Source organism: Rhodococcus aetherivorans, assembly GCF_011058165.1.
GTDB classification, from domain to species: domain Bacteria; phylum Actinomycetota; class Actinomycetes; order Mycobacteriales; family Mycobacteriaceae; genus Rhodococcus; species Rhodococcus aetherivorans.
The window spans coordinates 1-18436 of sequence record NZ_JAALEG010000019.1; the positions used below are offsets into that span (position 1 = coordinate 1).

The window sequence follows — 18436 nt, forward strand, 5'->3', positions numbered from 1 at the left end:
CCCGCACCGACAAGCCCGCCGACAGTGTCGCCGAGGAGACCGGGGAGGTGACACCGGCCTTGACTGCCTGACCCACTCCCGAGGAATCACGCGACGACGTCGTACACCACCTCCAGGGACTTGACCATTCGAGTTACTGCAAGCGATCGATTTTGGCTGCGGACGCTCTCATTTGAACTGTCTCCCGCAGTAAGAAGCGAGAGGGACAGCGCCGTTCCTCTCGGCACCGGTCGCCCTTGACCGATTAGGGATTGACGATGAGTAGTGGCGATACCGAATTGATGTCGCGGCGGAGGTTCGCCCAGTGGATGGGCATCTCTTCGGCCGGGGAGATCAGGGGACGGACCGGCGGCAGAGAGTGGCCGCCTCACGTGCGGATCGGGCACAAGGTCTACTACCGCCGCGAAGCGGTAGAGCAGTGGCTTCGGGAGCAGGAGCAGGCGGGTGGTCGCCGTGCCTGACTTGCGGGCGATGCTCCCGAACATCGACGAGAAGACATACCGGGCGGCGAAAGAGCTGGTCGAACGCGCTCCCCGACTCAGCCAGGAACAGCTCGACTCGATCCAAGCTGTCCTCGCAGGAGGCGATCGACGGTGAACTCCGGAAAGAAAATCCGCCCCGCCGGACGGGGCAGGGCGGATCACCAGGTCGGCGAAACCTTCATCGGCGATTCTACGGACTTCGAGACGTGTTACGCGTGCAATGTTATGCGGCCTCTCCGGGAGTTCGCGGTGGACCGCTGTAGGCCGTCTGGCTACCGCGGCGTGTGCGCGGCTTGTAGGGCCGAGTACGAACGTCGGCGGTACCGGCGTGAGCGCGGGCAGATTCTTAGCCGCCAGCTGGAGTACCGGCGTGCCCATCCTCACCTCGGGCGGGAGGCGGGCTTCCGTACTCGCTGCCGAAGACACGGACTGTCGCCGGTCATCGAGTCGTTCAACCGTGATGAACTGATCGCGGCGCACGGTGATCGGTGCTTTGACTGCGGCGGTCCTTGGGATCAGCTCGATCACCGTATCCCGGTCGCCGCGGGTGGATCGCACGACCTCGGCAATTGCCGCCCGATCTGTGCGCGATGCAACCGGAGGAAGCTCCACGCCTCCGACCGCCGTGCGATCGCGGACTTCCGGTCGGGTCGGGTCGTGTCGAGGGCAGTGGCGTTATGACCGATGCGGACCACGACGCGATCTACTCCCGCGGCGCGCCGGTGTACCGGAGGGCAGGTTGGACTGCGCCGCTTCCTTTCCCGCCCAGGGAGAAGTTCCCCCCGCCCGCGGGGTGGAGTGGTCACGACGGGAGATGGCCGGACGACGCGCAGATCGGCCTGTGGGCACGAGAGCATCCAGCGTCGAGCAACCTCGGTCTTCGGCTCGACTATGGCATCGTCGGCATCGACGTCGACGCCTACGACGCCAAGACAGGAGGCCAGACGCTCAAGGAGGCCGAAACCCGCTGGGGGCCGCTTCCGCGCACGTACCGGTCGTCGTCGCGGCTCGACGACAAGACGAGCGGGATCAGAGTCTTTCGCGCCCCTGAGGACGTGATGTTCCAGAGCCGGATCGCGTTCCCCGACTCCGCGATCGGGGATGTCGAGATCGTTCAACCGCATCACCGGTTCGTCATCACGTGGCCGTCGATCCACCCGAAGACCGGTCAGCAATACCGGTGGTTCGGGCCGGACGGACGTCTGCTGCCGGAAGGCGTGGTGCCGGTTGTCGAGGACCTCGCCGAGCTACCCGAGGCCTGGGTGAGCGCCCTCGCGAAGGATGCGGTGCGAGAGGAAGCGTTCGCCGGCTCGACTCCGCTCCAATCCGGTGTCGAATCCGCCGTCGACAGTGCGCTCTACGAGGAACTGCGCCATCTGCGAGACGACGGGGCACCCGACACGGTCGTCGCCGCGAGACTGCAGCGGGCTCTTACAGACCTCAGTGACGGTGCAGGCAGCAGGTACGACGCCACCCGTGACCACGTTCTCGCCCTCATGCGGTACCACTCTTGCGGGCGGATTGGCGTCCCGCGGGCGTTGGAAGAGTTGTTCACCGTGTACGTCACCGAGGTCATGGACACCAGGTCGCCGCGGGTGGCCGAGGCGGAGTTCAAGCGGTTCACCGAGGGAGCGGCGCTGCTCGTGGCCGCCACCCCGCCCACGGACGCGTCGAGCGTTCTCGGGATCGAGCGGTCGGTTACGGGGGAGATCGGTGAGGGTGTCGCTTCGAGTCGCATGGAAGGTTCCGCGGAGCTGTCGTCGTGGGAGCCGGTGGACCTCGAGGATGTCCTCGCCGGGGATCGGGAGCTGCTGGTTCCGACCTTATTCGAGCGCGCCGACGGTGTGTGCTTGCTTTACCCTGGCATGGTCCACAGCTTCCACGGTGAATCGGAGTCCGGAAAGTCCCTGATCGCGCAGATCGAGTGCGTGCGCGTGCTCAAGCAGGGTCGAGACGTGCTCTACCTCGACTTCGAATCCGATGCGTCGTCCGTCGTCGAGCGACTGCTCGAATTCGGTGCGACCGCGGAGTCGATCAGGGCTCACTTCCACTACCACCAGCCGGAGGTGCAGCCGTCCACTCTGCAGGACCGGCGGGCATGGGAGCAGATGCTAACGGGCGCGTACGCATTGGCCGTCGTTGACGGGGTTACCGACGCGCTCGGGGTGTTCGGTTGCGCGACCAAGGACAACGATGAGGTCGCTCGGTGGATCAGGGCGGTACCGAAGGCGATCGCCGCCCGGACCGGGGCAGCGGTCGTGCTCATCGATCACGTCACCAAGGACACCAGCTCGCGGGGCCGCTTCGCAATCGGCGGCCAGTCGAAGATGGCGGGCCTCACCGGTGCCGCTTACACCGTGGAGGTTGCGCAGCCGCTGGGTCGCGGTCTGCGTGGTGAGGTCGTGCTGAGGGTCGGCAAGGATCGTCCGGGGGCCGTTCGGCCGCACTGTGGCAGCTTCCACAAGAAGGACCGGACCCAGGAAGCGGCCCGGGTCGTCATCGACTCGACGGCGTCTCCCCCCGTCGTGACCATCCATCCTCCGGGCGCAAGTCAGGACGGCGAGCCCAACGCCGACTCCGCGGAGTTCCGCCCCACTGCACTCATGGAGCGCATCAGCAAGCTGATCGAGAAGCAGCCCGGCGAACTCACCAAGACCAAGGCCGGTGACCTGGCCGGAGGGCAGAAGCAGAGCAGACTGCATGCGGCCGGTGTGCTGCTCAGTGAGGGCTTCCTCAGTTCTGAGAGAGGACGAGGCGGACACGACGTGCTGAGCTCGGTGAAGCCGTACCGCGAAGCGGACGATCCGCGGTCGGATCGGTTCCTGGCTGGGGGGAACCTCCAGTGCTCGAAGTGAGTGGTTCCTGGTTCCCGGTTCCTATACCCGGGAACCGGGGAACCAGTTCCGACCGGTTCCGCAGGAACTACTGGGAACCAAGGGGAACCAGGTCCATTTTCGAAAAACGACCGCGCTTGTCCGTCCGCCGCTGCATGCCGGTCATAAGTCAAGTGCGGCGTAGTGCCGTCCAGGTGCGCGGACGAGCAGTAAGTAGTGACAGCGGAGTACACCCCGGTCGGAAGGAACAACAGCATGTATGACACACAGGTGGTCGGCGACCTCGTCGACGAGACGCTCGGATCGATAAAACTGGTCGAATCCGCGCACAGTCCGCGGATCGAACCGCGCTGTCGGGTGTGCCGGGACGACCAAATCCGCGGGACGGTGAACCAGATGCTGGCGCGGGGAGCGTCGTATGCGGGCATCGTCCGGGCTCTCACCGCGGAGGACACCACGTTCGGCGAGCAGAGGGTCACGGTCGACTCGGTTCGTCGGCACTGCGAGCGGCACTTCCCGGTGCAGCAGGCGGCAGCGGCCACCTATCGGGAAGTCCTAGAACGCCGGGCCCGGGAGAACCATCTCGACTTCGCCGAGGGCTTGGCGGTCGCACTGACGCCGATCGCGATGTTCGAGGTCGTCATGCAGAAGGCTTTCGCGCACCTTGTCGACGATGACACCATCGTGAGTGTCGAGACCGGGTTGCGGGCCGCGGAGAAACTGTACGCCATCTCTCAGGAGACCTCTTCCCATCCGGATGTCGCCGACATGATGGTCCAGCTCCAGCAGATCACCGCGGCGGTGAAGGCGGTCGTGCCTCGCGAGATGTGGGGGCAGATTCTGCAGCAGCTGGACGAGTCGGTCGCTACCGAGGGATAGGCGGCGATCCTGCCTCTGGAACGGCTCGATGCGGGAGTCACCCGACGCCTTGCCCTAAAGGAACGTCCTCCCGGGCGCAACTGTTGCGCGATTGAGCGATGTAGTAGGTCGGCGGCGATCAACCTAGAGGTAAGGGAGCAGCGGAACGGTCTGCTGAGCGCTGTGAGCTTGTGAAAAGCCTCCGATGTCGGGATAGATCGAAGCCTCGTCCAAGCCCAGGAGGCCATTCTCGCCGGCTCTCCGGACGGCATCCTTGAGCGGTGGGGGCACCGCGATAAAGAAGACCTTCGCAAAGGTGTGGTCGAGACTGAATTCCCGTTGGTCAGAAGCCCATACGCTAGTTCCCCACAGCGGGATAGTTCCCCACGGCTCCTCACCCGTCGGGGGGAGAAGAAACTGGCTGTGCTGGCCGAGAACGCGCGAGGTCGGGGTACTGGGCGTCCAGCGTCCGACGCGTTCGCGCTGCCACTCGCTCGTCAACCAATCGATGAGACCTTCAAGCGTTTCCCTCTCAGCGCTCTTGGCCGAGAGCGAGAGCACGGATTGCTCATCGAATGCGACTACAATTCCGGTGTCAAGCGGATTGCTGCTGGCCGCGAACCACAACGCGACAAGCACGCTGCTGCTGATGTCGAGCAAGTTGGTGGCAGCTCCGTGGTGTTGCAGCATGCCAAGCAACGAAAGATCGGAAAGCGGCCGGCCATCAACGATATCGAAACCCCGCTTGCGTGCTTGGTCGAGCAAATACCGCTGATACATCGCCACGTCCTCGCGATGGCCGATGCACCCTTCATCACGTGGTTGATCGCGTCTAGGGTTGAAGCCGGTATCGATCTTCGCTCGCTCGAGGAGATCATGCACCTCGCGATATTCGCGGCTTTCGCGAGCAGACCACGGTTTGAGGACACGGCGAGCAGCGCCGGTCTGGACCCCCCACTTGCCGTCGGATTGTCCCCGCCAGCCCGTGATTCCCTGGTCGGATGCTACAGAGATTTGCTCGGCCACGTCGATGAACTCAGAAAGTGATTCGGGGGCCGGGATACGGCCGAAACGCTCGAGGTATGCGAACTTCCCGGAAATGTTGTGGTGGGCATACCAGTCGAGTTCGACGGCGCTATCCGGAAACGATTCCGGCTTGCCTTGTTCGTCGAGGCGGACTCGCTCCCTGCGGAACCGTGCTGGATTTGTTCCGCTCACGTTGGATGGCATTAGAGATATCTACCAAATGTCTGACCTCGTAGTCTCCTCGACGGGCGGAGCGACACAATCTAACTGAGAAGTCAGGTGCCGCCGTCGCCACCGTGCCCACCGTTCGCGTCACCGTCGCGTCCGATGAATCCGCCACGGCCCCCTGCGCCACCGGCTCCACCGGGCCAACCCCCGTGACCACCGTTGCCGCCGTTCGCGGTGCCGCTGCCGCCAACGGTGCCGCCGTCACCCCCGTGACCTCCATCGCCGCCATGGAAGCGCGAACGAAAGCCGGGCATCGTCCCCATGCCATTTGGAGTCTCGTAGTAGCCCGCGTAGTGGCGGGCGCGAATTCTGAAGCCGGCGCTCGCCGATGTCTCGCCTTGGAGCTCTCGCTCGGTGACTACCCAAGTCCTGATCAGCCATGCGGTGACGAGTGCAAGAATCCCGAGCGCGATCGCGACGAGACCGACGCCGCCGTCAACGATGGTGGCGACCGTGACTCCGCTGAGGGTCGCGAGAGCGACAAGCGCGGCTCCTGTTCCTCGAGCACCTTCGAGCGCGTGACGTCGCATCAGCGACGGCATGCGTTCCGGCGGTGGAGGCTCCTCGGGTTCTTCGAACAGGAATCGCAGGCGGTCAATGTCTGTCACGGGCGAAATCCTCTCGTCGGCGAGCGAGGTCGTCGCGGCGAAGTTACGGCAGGACACCGACAGGGCGATCGACGACTCGAAGGGTGCAAACCCCGAGGGCAGCTGGCGAGCCCCCTAGCTAAGCAGACCCCGAAACTCTTGCATGTAACGCGACACCCCGATCGCCGACAACACCGTTGAGGGCGAACCGTACAGCCTGCTCGAGGTCATCCCCCCTTGGCCGGGGTAACTTCATCCAGACTGACCGACGAGGAGACCTACAATCACCATGGCAAAGACCAATGCCGACCTGATCTGGAGCATCGCGAACCTGCTCCGCGGCCCCTACCAGCCGAACCAGTACGGCGACGTGATCTTGCCGTTCACGATCCTGCGCCGGCTCGACTGCATCCTCGAGCCGACCAAGGACCAGGTCCTCGCCGAGTACAAAAAGCTGCAGGGGCTCAAGGTCGACCCCGGCGTGGTGCTGAAGACCAAGTTCAAGCTGCCGTTCTACAACACCTCTCGTTGGACGTTCGCCTCGTTGGTGTCCGACCCGGAAGGGGTCGCCGACAACTTGATCGACTACATCGAGCGGTTCTCGCCGAACGTGCGCGACGTGTTCGAGGGCTTCCGGATGCCCGATCTGATCGCCGACCTACAGAAGTCGGACCGGTTGTATCTGATCGTCAAAGAGTTCGCGGCCGTCGATCTGCATCCGAAGGTCGTCTCCGGACACGATATGGGCTACATCTTCGAAGAGCTCATCCGCAAGTTCGCCGAATCGAACAACGCCCAGGCCGGTGACCACTTCACCCCGCGTGAGGTGATCGCGCTGATGGTGGACATCCTGTTCGACACCGCTGACGACGCGCTGACCAAGCCCGGCACCGTACGCACCATCTACGATCCCGCCGCGGGCACCGGCGGGATGCTCTCCACGGCCTACGACCACCTGATCGAGATGAACCACAGCGCCCGCCCGGTACTGTATGGGCAGGAGATTAACCCGCGCTCGTACGCCATGTGCAAGTCCGACATGATCATCAAGGGTCAGGACGTCGACAACATCTACCTCGGCGACACCCTTACCGACGACGGACACTCCGGACGGCACTTCGACTTCCTGCTGTCCAACCCGCCGTTCGGGGTCGAGTGGAAGACCCAGCAGAAGGTCGTGACCGATGAGTACGAGCAGCGCGGCTTCGCCGGACGCTTCGGCCCCGGACTGCCCCGCGTCTCGGACGGGTCGCTGCTGTTTCTGCTGCATCTGATCTCGAAGATGCAGCCTGTCCGCGGCGGTGAGGGCGGCAGCCGCCTCGCGATCGTGCTCAACGGCTCGCCGCTGTTCACTGGCGGAGCCGGATCGGGGGAGTCGAACATCCGGCAGTGGATCATCGAGAACGACCTGCTCGACGCGATCATCGCGCTGCCGACAGACATGTTCTACAACACCGGCATCTCCACCTACATCTGGATTCTCGACAACAACAAGCCCGAGCCGCGCCGCGGTAAAGTCCAGCTGATCAACGGCGTCAACATGTTCGGCAAGATGCGCAAGTCTCTCGGCTCCAAGCGCAAGTACCTGCGGCCCGAGGACATCGAACGCCTCTGCAGGCTCTACGACCGGTACCGCAACGAGAAGGGCACCGACACCCACCCCGCCCACTCGAAGGTCCTCCGCGGCGAGGAGTTCGGCTACGCCACCGTCACCGTCGAACGGCCCCTGCAACTGCGGTTCGAGCCGACCGAGGACAAGATCGACGAGGTCCTGGCGCAGAAGAGCATCGCCAAGCTCAAGGACGGCGAGCAGGCTGTGATCCGCAAGGCCCTCAAGACCCTCGTCGGCTGGACCTGGACGAACCGCGACGCCTTCGTCGACGAACTCAAGGCGGCGTTGCGCGACGCCGGCATCACCCGGCCCGGTGCACCGCTGGTGAAGACGATCTGGTCGACGATCGGCGAGCACGACCCCGAGGCCGACATCGTCACCAACTCCAAGGGCGACCCCGAACCCGACCCGGCGCTGCGCGACACCGAGAACGTGCCGCTGACCGAGGACATCGAGGAGTACTTCGCCCGCGAGGTGCTGCCGCATGTGCCGGATGCTTGGATCGACCACGACAAGACCAAAATCGGCTACGAGATTCCCTTCACCCGGCACTTCTACCGGTACGTGCCGCCGAGGCCGCTCGATGAAATCCAGAAGGACCTGCGGGCCCTCGTCTCCGAGATTCAGGCCATGCTCTCGGAGGTCGGCGCGTGAACTGGCCGACGTATGAGACTTATAGAGAAGTCGAAACCCAGTGGCTTGGCCAAATTCCTGATCATTGGGACATCCGCAACCCGAAGACACTCTTTGTACTTCACCGGGAACCTGCCCATCCGGAAGACCGGCAGCTCACAGCGTCGCAGAGCGACGGCGTCGTCTATCAGGATGAGTTCATGGAAACCCGGGGTACTCGCGTGGTGCAGGTAATCGAAGGCCAGGCGGGGTTGAAGCATGTGGCTGCCGGGGACTTCGTCATCAGCCTAAGAAGCTTTCAAGGTGGCATCGAGTACAGCCCAGCGCCCGGGAAGATCAGTCCGGCGTACACGATCCTCACGCCTGGTCGTGAAGTTGTCGATCGGTATTTCGTCCATCTTTTGAAGTCCAGCGGCTTTGTTCAGGAACTACGAAGTACCTCGAATCAATTGCGAGACGGACAAGCGCTGGGACTTGAGCATTTCGCTCAAGTACGGGTTCCGTTGCCTCCGAGTTCTGAACAAGTCGCCATCGCAGGTTTCCTAGATCGCGAGACTTCCAGGATCGACGCGCTGATCGGCAAGCAGGAACAGCTCATCGCCACCCTGCGCGAGGACCGCACCGCCACCATCACGCTCGCCGTCACCAAGGGCCTCGATCCCGACGTCGGAGTAAGGGAGTCCGGCGTCGAGTGGCTGGGAAAGATTCCACAGCATTGGGTGCCTGCGCGCTTGAAAAGCGTCATGGTGTCTATTGACTCGGGTACAAGTGTTAACGGCGCAGATATTCCCGCAGAGCCGGGAGAGGTGGGCGTGCTCAAGACGAGCTGTGTCTCAGGGGGATGGTTCAACCCGACTGCGAACAAGACGGTTGTCGATGAGGACATTTCCCGGGTGTCTTGTCCCGTCCGGAAAGATACGTTGATCGTCAACCGTGCAAACACCCCACTACTCGTGGGGTCTGCGGGCTACGTTGCGCACGCCCCGAGGAACCTTTACTTATCGGATAAGCTTTGGCAGGTCCGCTTCGAGGGTGCGCTTGCATCCTTCATCTACTACTGGACACGGACGGACACCTATCGATCGCAGATAGCAGCGAGTTGCGTCGGAGCCAGTTCGAGCATGCAGAACCTTTCGATGGGCGATTTCCGAAATTTTGCCCTTGCCCTTCCTCCCGAGAAAGAGCAAGCTGCCCTCGTCGATTTTCTCGATGAGCGCTGCAGGACGATTGACTCCCTAATCGACAAAGCCGCAGAGGTCATCGTGACGATGCGTGAGTACCGGTCAGCGCTGATCACCGCGGCAGTGACCGGCAAGATCGACGTGCGGCAGGCGGTCGCATAGCGGTGGGGCGAGCGCAAACGATCCAGATCTATCTTCCCTCAGGCGATCCGGCGGGGCTCCGCGTGGCAAATCTGACCACACGTACGGTCCGGGTGTTCGAGGTGCCCCGGTCGCTCCTCAGCGAGTTCCTGAAGCGGCCCGAGGCGGGACAAGTGGGGGTCTACTACCTAATCGGGGCGGGGGAGGACGAGACGGCACGGTGTTACATAGGGCAGTCCGGGAATGTCGGTGTGCGGTTGCAGCAGCACACCGGGACGAAGGACTTCTGGACGAAGGCACTTGTGGCGGTCTCACTGACCAACGAGTGGACCTCCACCCACGTCGCGTACCTGGAGTGGTTATCGCTCAACCGGGCCACCGGCGCGGATCGGTACATCCTGCTCAACGGCAATCAGGCCTCCAATCCGCACACGCCCGAACCTCTGGAGGCCGATTGTCAGGAGTTTCTGGAGACCATAGCGGTGCTACTCGCCACCCTCGGCGCTCCAGTACTCGAACCGGTCCAGCGACGTCCGCCCGAGTCTGCCGTCGACCTAAGTGCGGAGGCGGAGCCGGTGTGGCTGTTTTTCCGGGAGCGCAAGTGTGATGCGACCGGCTATCAGACTCCGGAAGGGCTGCTCGTGCTCGCCGGTTCGAGGGGTCGCCCCGAGCTACGACCGTCCGCTCCGGCCAGCATAGGTCGGCAGCGCGATGCGCTACACGCTGACGGAATTATCCGGCTGAGTGACACCGAACTGGTGTTTCTCAAGGATCACTTGTTCTCCAGCCCGTCCGCTGCCGGGAGCGTGGTCGTTGGAGGCAGCAACAACGGACGAATCAGTTGGCGCAATGCCGACGGCCAGTCGATCAATGATCTGGAAGCGCAGACGTTGGCCGCCACGACAGAGGACTGGAGAGCTGATGGCCCAGCATCACGAGTCTGCTTTTGAGACCGAGCTCTGCGAGTACCTGGCCGCGCACGGCTGGCTGTACTCGCCGACCGACGCCGGCTACGACCGGGACCTCGCGCTGTTCCCGGAGGACGTGTTCGGATGGCTGGCCGACACGCAACCGGAGCAGCTCGCGAAGCGGGTCAAGCCGGACCTGACCGGACAAGCGGTGACGAAAGCTCGGCAGGGCGTGCTCACAACCCTGGTGAAGGCCCTGGACGCCGATCCGAAGGCCAACGGTGGCACCCTGTCGGTGCTGAGGCGCGGGTTCAAGGACCTGAACGCCCAGTTCTCGATGTGCCAGTTCCGGCCGAACACCTCACTCAACGCCACCACCGCGAAGCGGTACGAGTCGGTGCGTCTGCGGGTGATGCGACAGGTGCACTATTCGACGAAGCACAACAACAGCATCGATTTGGTGTTCTTCGTCAACGGTATCCCGGTGGCGACTGCCGAGCTCAAGACCGACTTCACGCAGAACATCACCGATGCCGTCCTGCAGTACAAGCACGACAGGTTGCCGAAGGGGGAGCCGCTGCTGGCGTTTGGCTCCCGAGCCCTGGTGCACTTCGCCGTGTCCAACAGTGAAGTGCAGATGACCACCAAGCTCGCTGGCAAGGACACGGTCTTCCTGCCGTTCAATCGAGGGAACAATGCGCACGCGGGCAACCCTCCGAATCCGATCGGCTCACCGACTGCGTACCTGTGGGAGACGATCCTGCAGCGCGACACCTGGCTCGACATCCTCGGGCGGTTCATGCACCTGCAGATCACCGAGAAGATCGATCGGGTCTCGGGGAAAAAGAGTCGCAAGCAGACGATGCTGTTCCCGCGCTTCCACCAGTGGGAGGCAGTCACGAAGTTGATCGACGCGGCCCGCACCGAGGGACCGGGACACCGTTACCTGATCCAGCACTCCGCCGGTTCTGGCAAGACCAACAGCATCTCGTGGCTCGCGCACCGGTTGTCCGTGCTGCACGACGAGGAAAGCTCGGCGGTGTTCGACTCGGTCATCGTCATCACCGACCGCAACGTTCTCGATGCGCAGTTGCAGGAGGCGATCCGGCAAATTGATCGCACTCCCGGTGTGGTGGCGCACATCGACGGGCTGGGCAGCTCGAAGTCTCAGCTGCTCGCCGACGCCCTCGAGGGCGGCACGAAGATCATCATCGTCACCATCCAGACCTTCCCCTACGCGCTTGAGCTGATCCGCAACCAGGCCAAACTGAAGGGGAAGAACTTCGCGGTCATCGCCGATGAGGCGCACTCATCTCAGGCCGGGGAAGCCTCTAAGCGTCTGAAATCGGCCCTGACGGCCACGGAGATCGATGAACTCGCCGACGGCGGCACCGTGGATGCCGAGGATGTCCTGGCGGCGGAGATGACCGCACGGGCGCAGGCGAAGAACCTGTCGTTCTTCGCGTTCACCGCCACCCCGAAGAACAAGACCCTCGAACTGTTCGGCCGGAAAGGCCCGGACGGCACGCCACAGCCGTTCCACCTGTACTCAATGCAGCAGGCGGTCGAGGAGGGCTTCATCCTCGACGTGCTCAAGAACTACACCCCCTACAAGACCGCGTTCCGGCTCACCCACAACGGCCGTTCCTACGAGTCGGAGACCACGGCGGCCGCGGGCACCGTCGCGGTCACCGGCAGCACCGACGGCGAGCTGGTGGACAAACAGGCGGCGATCAAATCGGTGATGAACTGGGTCAAGCTGCACCCGACGAACATCTCCCAGAAGGTCGGCATCATCGTCGAGCACTTCCGGGGGAACGTCGCCTGGCGGCTCGACGGCCGCGCCAAGGCCATGGTAGTCACCTCCTCGCGTAAGGCGGCAGTGCGCTACAAGCTCGCCTTCGACACCTACCTCGCCAACCACGGTTACACGGACGTCGCCGCGCTTGTGGCGTTCTCCGGCGACGTCACCGACCTCGACTTGGGCGTCGAGAAGGCCACCGAGACGTCGATGAACCCGGGTCTGAAGGGACGTGATCTGCGGGAGGCCTTCGCCACCGACGAGTACCAGGTGATGCTGGTGGCGAACAAGTTCCAGACCGGGTTCGACCAGCCGCTGCTGGTGGCGATGTACGTCGACAAGAAGCTCTCCGGCGTCGCCGCGGTGCAGACCCTCTCGCGGCTCAACCGCACCGCCCCGGGCAAGGACCAGACCTTCGTGCTGGACTTCGCCAACACCGCCGAGGAGATCGTCGAGGCGTTCGAGCCGTACTACCAGGCCACCACCCTCGCCGATGTCACCGACCCGAACATCGTGCACACCACGATGGCCAAGCTCGACGCCGCCGGAGTCTACCTCGACTCCGAAATCGACGGCCTGGTCGCCGACTACCTCGCCGACAAGGGCAACAACGCGCTGACCAAGTGGATCACCCCGGCGAGGGATCGGTTCCGCGACCGGGAACGCACCGCCACCGAGGCCGGAGACACCGTCGCGCTCGACGAGCTCGAGATGTTCCGCAAGGACGTGGGTACGTTCCTGCGCCAATACGACTTCCTGTCCCAGATCGTCGACTACGAGGACCCGTCGCTCGAGAAGCTGTCGATCTATCTGCGCCACCTCGCCCCGCAGATCACCCGTGAGCAGCTCAATCACGAGATCGACCTGTCCACCGTGAACTTCGACTACATCGCCCAGCACGAGCAGGCCACCACCGACGGCAAGCTCACCGGCGACGTCGCCCTTGCACCGGCCAAGGAGGCCGGGACCGGGACGGTGCGTGATCCGGAGATGGTGGCTCTCGAGGAAGTCATCGAGAAGATCAACGATCTGTTCGACGGCGATCACCCCGACTCGAGCGTGCGCAACGTGGTCACCCACATCCGGGACCGGCTCGAAGAATCCGAGACGTTGCAGCAGCAGGCGCAGAACAACAGCATGCAGCAGTTCTCGGCAAGCCCCGATCTGCACAGCGAGTTCCTCGCCGCGGTGATCGGCGCAATGGACTCGTCGGCGGACCTGTCCGCCCAGATACTCAACAACCAGGGCCTGTCGCAGAAGCTGCTGGAGGCGTTGTTACCGGCCGTCTACCGGCGGCTGAAGGATATCGCTTAGCACTGTCCGCCTGCAGGTGTCCGGGTGAGAGTCAGTCGATGGCGTAGTACCGGTTGTAGGTCCCGTAGCCGCTGGGTTTGCGGCCGATGACTCCGCGTTCGACCAGTCTCTGTAACCGGTCCTCGGCGTCCCGGCGGCTGATGGAGAGCGAACCCGCAACCGTGCCCTCCGACTGGAAGGCATCGTTCTCGACGAACAGCTCGTGGGTCTACCGGTCGCGATCGTCGTCGAGCTGAGCCTGTATCTCTCGGCGATGGTCGACGGACAGTCGGTGCGGAGGTGCGCCGCTGCGGCGGCGCGTCGGTCGTCTCGCGTAGATTCCGCGCGTGACTGTCGACACAGACCAGACGCCGGACGACGGCGGCGACGAGCAGACCTCCGAAACGCACGACGACCAGCGGCCTGACGCCGAAGCGACCGATACCGAAGCTGCACCGAAAGAGCCTCTCTCGCCGAGATGGCCTCGCACGACGACCGTCAGTAGCAGCCTTATCCAGACGGTCCGCGACAACCCCCTGTGGGTGTTAGGCCTCCTCCCGCTAGTGCTTGTGTGTTTCCGGTTGATCTATGTGTCGCGTGGAGACACCGAGGTTATGAGGGCGCTCCTCGCCAGCATCGATATCCTCCGAATCGTCCTCGCGACGGTGTTGCCCGTGATGCCAGTCCTTATGTTCTGGGGCATAGTCCTACTAATTGACCGCTGGCGAATCACCCGCAAGGAGGAGCGGCCTGCAATGCCAGCGTTGCTACCGGCGTTTGTCATCACACTTCTACTGGTTTCGCTCACTGGCATGACTATCTTGACGGCAGTGGCTTCGATAGCGTCCGTCATGGTTGTGGCTGCTCAAATCTGGCGCGCTCAGCGTAAGGGCGGTCCGAGGAGTTACCGCCTCAAAGCGACGGAGGCGATAGGTCTTGCCGTCCTAACATGTCTGACCGCGAGCGTTGGGCCGTGGCTACCCACCGAAGCAATCAAGCTGACCGACGGATCGCAGTATGTCGGATACGCCCTGTCGGCGGACGCGCGATGGTTTCAATTCCTCGACGACGACAACGTCCTGCACGTTGAAGCGAGCACCAGCGTCGAGAGCCGGACTCCGTGCACAAAGGTAGGCAACTGGTACGTCGACACGACCTTTCGAGCGTTGCAAAGGCACCGGGGCCAAGAGGTGGCTCCGAGGTGCCCAGAACAGCCTTCTCAGGAGTAGTCAGTCGGGTGATATGAGGGCGAGTCCATAACTGTCAGGAGCCAGTTCAGCCTTTGGCGTGCACTGCGGGTCGCGTGGACGCTGAGCGACCTCGATGGTTCCGATTCGCCGTCGGCGACGCATGTCGCCGCCGGGCTCGACTTTCGGGATCGGGGTGTCGCATGAGCGGACACGACGACGAGCGCCTGGCCTCGACCAATCTGTCGACCGTCGAGCAGGGGGCGTCGCGGTCGTTGTGGGCGGTCGTCGATGCTCTCGGTGTGGTTAACGTCGCGGCAGTTCCCGCCTGTGGCTAGCTCACGCTTCTTGCATGCGAAGAGTGGTCACATTATCTGGGTACGAGCGCAGTCATGGTGCATCGAGAGACCAGTGGCGGCACCGTCTAGGGGAAAACGACAAACCGGGCAGAGCGGAGCGGGACCGTGCACGGGGCCAATGATCGCGGTCTGTGACACCGCGATGCCCCTGTGAATCGCCGCCTCACAAGTCCTGCGATCTTGTTTCGGGTCCGGTTTCTGCTGCTGCTGCCACGTAGGACTCCAGTCGCATTCACCTTCTTGACGGAGCTTGTCTCGGTCGCGCTGGGGCACGATGTACACGTGTCCCGATCGGTCGACGATGGGGAGCAAGTTTCCGCTCGCGGCCCCTGCGATCGCGTCGTCCAAAGTTATTCCGAGTAGTGGAACGAGCTTGGGATGCCAGTCGCCGCAGGGTCGCCCACCGGTGACGGGGCACTTCTGGAATCCGCTCCAGTCGCACCGCGTCATTTCGATCTCGCGAAGTGCCGTGGCGGTTGCAGTGCCTGCCGGTGGCATCCCCGCTGACCAGTCTGTGTCGTTCACCCGAATTGAAGGGATTTTGTGCAGCCAGGTCGGCTCCCGTTGCGAATCCGACGTCCACAGCGGCACGATGCCAGCATTCGCGGTTTTCGTCGTCCGGCTACGTGCCGCGGTGAGCTTCAGACGAGAATGCTGCACTTCGGCCCCGACCAGTACCGTGCCCTTAACCAAGACATCGACGCGAGTCCCCCCGTTTGTCTTGTACTCGGGGACAGCCTCGTAGCCCACGCGATCAGCCGCCCGGCACCAGTATTCCTTCTGGCGTTTGTGCTCGTCGGTTTCGGGAGCTACGTCGTGAGTAGCGCTGCAACCCGAGCCGGAGAAGTGCACTGCGAAGTACCTGTCACCGCGTCGACGAATGAACATCTCTCCACCGCCCGCCTCCATACACTCGAGGGTGTGGTCGCCTCTGTCGATGTTGCCGTGGAGCTCACCAATCCGCGCCATTTCCGCAGGCGTGAGAGCCGAGAGGTCCACGGTCGTGCCTTCGAGTCGCGCCAGGGTGCTCATCCGTACCTCCAGTGGCGCGGCTCTGAAGGAGTTGCCGTCGCCTTTACGCAGTATGACGAACGGGTACGACATTCCCGATATGCCGCGATCTGGTCGTCAGCGCCAATAACGATTGTGCTGCGCGCCGATGACCGATCACCGCGCACGTAAGACATGTGCGAAGAAATAAGAGATGCAGGCGTGTCGCGGACGGGTCCTACTGTGCCCACATTTTGCCCACACCCATGCGTCGATGCTCGTGAATGAGTGTGATTGAGTGAGTGGAATATCCGCTGCTCAGCAAGTCGCCCACCCCCTGACCCGGGGCTAGTCTAGGGTTCGAAACCCTCCGCGCCCACCAGGGGAGTGGCGGTGAAAGACCTGGTCAGCGGCCGGTCCCTCACCGCTCGAGGGGGATTCTGCCCACCCGACATCCACTGCAGGGCCTTCACGTTGACGCCCGCGGACACGGCCAGGCCGGGGCCGCGGTGTGCCGGGGATCGTGCGGCGTCACCCGGGGCCTTTGGGCTCTGTCGTGGCCGGGCCGGGTTTGCTGTGCTCGTGTTGTGAAGGTGCCGCTGCTCACGTCGTTCGAGGGCTATCGAGCCAACCAGATGGGACGTGACCTGCTGGCCGGCCTGACGGTGTGGGCGGTTCTGGTGCCCGAGGCCCTCGCGTACGCCACGATCGCCGGGGTGTCCCCGGTGATCGGCCTGTATGCCGCGCCCGCGGCGCTGCTCCTCTACGCGCTGTTCGGCAGCTCCCGGCACCTGGTGGTGGGGCCGATGGCGGCCACCGCGGCGCTTTCGGGTGCTGCTGTTGCCGGCATTTCCGGTGACGCCGATTCGGCAGCGCTGACGGCCGGTCTGGCGCTGCTGGTCGGTGCGCTCGGGATTCTCGCGGGGCTGTTGCGTCTGGGGTTTCTGGCTTCCTTCATCTCCGAGCCGGTGCTGAAGGGGTTCATCGTCGGCTTGGCGCTGACGATCATCGTCGGCCAGCTCCCGAAGCTCTTCGGAGTCCCGAGGGGAGAGGGGGACTTCTTCGAAAAAGCCTGGCACCTGGTCACGTCGCTGGGTGGGACGAACGGCTGGACGTTGGCCGTCGGCGTCGGCTCCCTTGCGGTCGTACTGGTCCTGCACAGGGTGTCGCCCCGGCTGCCCGCACCGCTGGTCGCGGTCGTCCTGGGAATCGTCGCCGTCTCGGTCCTCGGCCTCGACGCCAAGGGAGTGGAGATCGTCGGGCGGATCGAAGGCGGGCTACCTCCGCTCGGGCTCCCCGGCCTCCCTGGATCCGACTACGTCGCGCTGCTCGCGTCGGCGGCAGGGATCCTGCTGGTGGCGTTCGCCGAGGGCGTCGGAGCAGCCAAGAACTACGCCGCCAAGGAACACTACGAGATCGATCCGAACCAGGAGCTGCTCGGGGTGGGCACAGCGAACATCGGCGCGGGACTGTCCTCCGGGATGATCGTCAACGGGTCCCTGTCGAAGACCGCGGTCAACGTCTCGGCCGGGGCGGTGTCGCAGATCTCTGGCATCGTCGTGGCGGCGCTGACGGTGATGACGCTGCTGTTCCTGACCGGTCTGTTCGCGAACCTGCCGGAGGCCACCCTCGCCGCCGTGGTGATCGCGGCCGTCACGAAGCTCGTCGACTTCCGGACGCTGCGCAAGTACGCGCGCCTGGCGACCCCGAGCCTGCGGCGGATCTACGGCGTCGCGGCGTACGCGGACTTCCTCGCCGCGGCGAGCGCCATGGTGGGTGTGCTGGTCTTCGACATCCTTCCCGGGCTCTTCCTCGGTGTCGCGGTGTCGGTCCTGCTCCTGCTGTTCCGGGCCTCGCGGCCCCACGTCGCCGAGCTGGGCCGCACACCGGACAAGAGCCGCTGGGTCGACCTGCAGCGCCATCCCGACGCGCTCACTGAGCCCGGAATCGTGGTGCTGCGGCCCGAGTCCGGCTTGATCTACGCCAACGCCGACAACGTGGCAGCGGCCGTACGCGGCCATGTCCATGACGACACGCGGGCCGTCGTCCTCGACACCGCAGCTGTGCCGGGAATCGACATCACCGCCGTCGAGATGCTGGACCGGCTGTATGCCGACCTCGAGCACCACCACATTCGGCTGCTCTTCGCCGGCGAGATCGGCCAGGTGCGCGACCTGCTCAGCGCGACCGGCATCGCCAGTGTCGTTACAGACGCACACTCGACCGTCGACGCGGCCGTCACCGCGGCCCGTCGCAAGCTCGACCACCCGCCGGACACCGACCAGAAGTCGGCGTGACGTCTCTGACGGCCGGTGG

The 18436-nt window shown here is 64.0% G+C and carries 13 protein-coding genes and 1 pseudogene; 11 read left to right on the plus strand and 3 right to left on the minus strand.

All coding sequences use genetic code 11. The annotated features are described in order from the left end of the window. The first annotated feature begins 707 nt into the window (after positions 1-707). From G6039_RS31410 to G6039_RS10400, 3 genes are all read left to right on the plus strand, one after another. Positions 708-1163: an HNH endonuclease gene (locus G6039_RS31410; RefSeq protein WP_373867496.1), complete on the plus strand. Its 456-nt coding sequence runs from the start codon at positions 708-710 to the stop codon at positions 1161-1163. Then, positions 1160-3337, plus strand: a complete 2178-nt coding sequence (locus tag G6039_RS10395; RefSeq protein ID WP_051445977.1) for a bifunctional DNA primase/polymerase — start codon at positions 1160-1162, stop codon at positions 3335-3337. The genes G6039_RS31410 and G6039_RS10395 overlap by 4 nt, the downstream gene beginning before the upstream one ends. Positions 3338-3571: 234 nt before the next feature. Continuing rightward, a complete protein-coding gene (locus G6039_RS10400; protein ID WP_043796999.1) occupies positions 3572-4195 on the plus strand; it encodes a hypothetical protein in 624 nt (207 codons plus the stop codon). A 123-nt stretch (positions 4196-4318) separates the two neighbouring features. On the opposite strand, the gene G6039_RS10405 is transcribed toward G6039_RS10400, so the two are convergent. Both G6039_RS10405 and G6039_RS31050 read right to left on the minus strand, forming a co-directional pair. Beyond that, positions 4319-5392, minus strand: coding sequence for an FRG domain-containing protein (locus G6039_RS10405; RefSeq protein ID WP_161780425.1), 1074 nt, complete (start codon positions 5390-5392; stop codon positions 4319-4321). 83 nt (positions 5393-5475) lie between these two features. Then, positions 5476-6036 (minus strand): hypothetical protein, encoded by a 561-nt coding sequence (locus G6039_RS31050; protein ID WP_161780424.1) that lies wholly within the window; start codon positions 6034-6036, stop codon positions 5476-5478. 268 nt (positions 6037-6304) lie between these two features. Between G6039_RS31050 and G6039_RS10415 the strand changes: the two genes are divergently transcribed. From G6039_RS10415 to G6039_RS31060, 7 genes and pseudogenes are all read left to right on the plus strand, one after another. Further along, positions 6305-8281, plus strand: coding sequence for a type I restriction-modification system subunit M (locus G6039_RS10415; RefSeq protein WP_043796993.1), 1977 nt, complete (start codon positions 6305-6307; stop codon positions 8279-8281). Then, positions 8278-9603, plus strand: coding sequence for a restriction endonuclease subunit S (locus G6039_RS31055; protein WP_152103898.1), 1326 nt, complete (start codon positions 8278-8280; stop codon positions 9601-9603). Before G6039_RS10415 ends, G6039_RS31055 begins: the two co-directional genes overlap by 4 nt. Before the next feature lie 62 nt (positions 9604-9665). After that, positions 9666-10532, plus strand: a complete 867-nt coding sequence (locus tag G6039_RS10425) for a GIY-YIG nuclease family protein (RefSeq protein ID WP_235193997.1) — start codon at positions 9666-9668, stop codon at positions 10530-10532. Then, complete coding sequence (locus G6039_RS10430) at positions 10504-13605, plus strand: type I restriction endonuclease subunit R (protein WP_043796990.1); 3102 nt, start codon at positions 10504-10506, stop codon at positions 13603-13605. The genes G6039_RS10425 and G6039_RS10430 overlap by 29 nt, the downstream gene beginning before the upstream one ends. Positions 13606-13931: 326 nt before the next feature. Further along, positions 13932-14813 (plus strand): hypothetical protein, encoded by an 882-nt coding sequence (locus G6039_RS10435; protein WP_043796989.1) that lies wholly within the window; start codon positions 13932-13934, stop codon positions 14811-14813. Positions 14814-14870: 57 nt separating this feature from the next. After that, positions 14871-14978: pseudogene (locus tag G6039_RS10440) on the plus strand (magnesium chelatase subunit ChlI family protein); the annotation flags it as partial. Then, positions 14975-15109, plus strand: a complete 135-nt coding sequence (locus tag G6039_RS31060; RefSeq protein WP_255326725.1) for a hypothetical protein — start codon at positions 14975-14977, stop codon at positions 15107-15109. The pseudogene G6039_RS10440 and the gene G6039_RS31060, both read left to right, overlap by 4 nt. A 27-nt stretch (positions 15110-15136) precedes the next feature. On the opposite strand, the gene G6039_RS10445 is transcribed toward G6039_RS31060, so the two are convergent. Then, positions 15137-16162 (minus strand): competence protein CoiA family protein, encoded by a 1026-nt coding sequence (locus G6039_RS10445; RefSeq protein WP_152103899.1) that lies wholly within the window; start codon positions 16160-16162, stop codon positions 15137-15139. 545 nt (positions 16163-16707) lie between these two features. Here G6039_RS10445 and G6039_RS10450 point away from each other — a divergent pair. Further along, positions 16708-18417, plus strand: a complete 1710-nt coding sequence (locus G6039_RS10450; protein WP_043800873.1) for a SulP family inorganic anion transporter — start codon at positions 16708-16710, stop codon at positions 18415-18417. Positions 18418-18436: the final 19 nt, after the last annotated feature.

Coding starts and splice junctions, on each gene's coding strand:
- G6039_RS31410 (WP_373867496.1), top strand. CDS start 708: ATGCGGCCTCTCCGGGAGTTCGCGGTGGACCGCTGTAGGCCGTCTGGC.
- G6039_RS10395 (WP_051445977.1), top strand. CDS start 1,160: ATGACCGATGCGGACCACGACGCGATCTACTCCCGCGGCGCGCCGGTG.
- G6039_RS10400 (WP_043796999.1), top strand. CDS start 3,572: ATGTATGACACACAGGTGGTCGGCGACCTCGTCGACGAGACGCTCGGA.
- G6039_RS10415 (WP_043796993.1), top strand. CDS start 6,305: ATGGCAAAGACCAATGCCGACCTGATCTGGAGCATCGCGAACCTGCTC.
- G6039_RS10430 (WP_043796990.1), top strand. CDS start 10,504: ATGGCCCAGCATCACGAGTCTGCTTTTGAGACCGAGCTCTGCGAGTAC.
- G6039_RS31060 (WP_255326725.1), top strand. CDS start 14,975: ATGAGCGGACACGACGACGAGCGCCTGGCCTCGACCAATCTGTCGACC.
- G6039_RS10445 (WP_152103899.1), bottom strand. CDS start 16,162: ATGAGCACCCTGGCGCGACTCGAAGGCACGACCGTGGACCTCTCGGCT.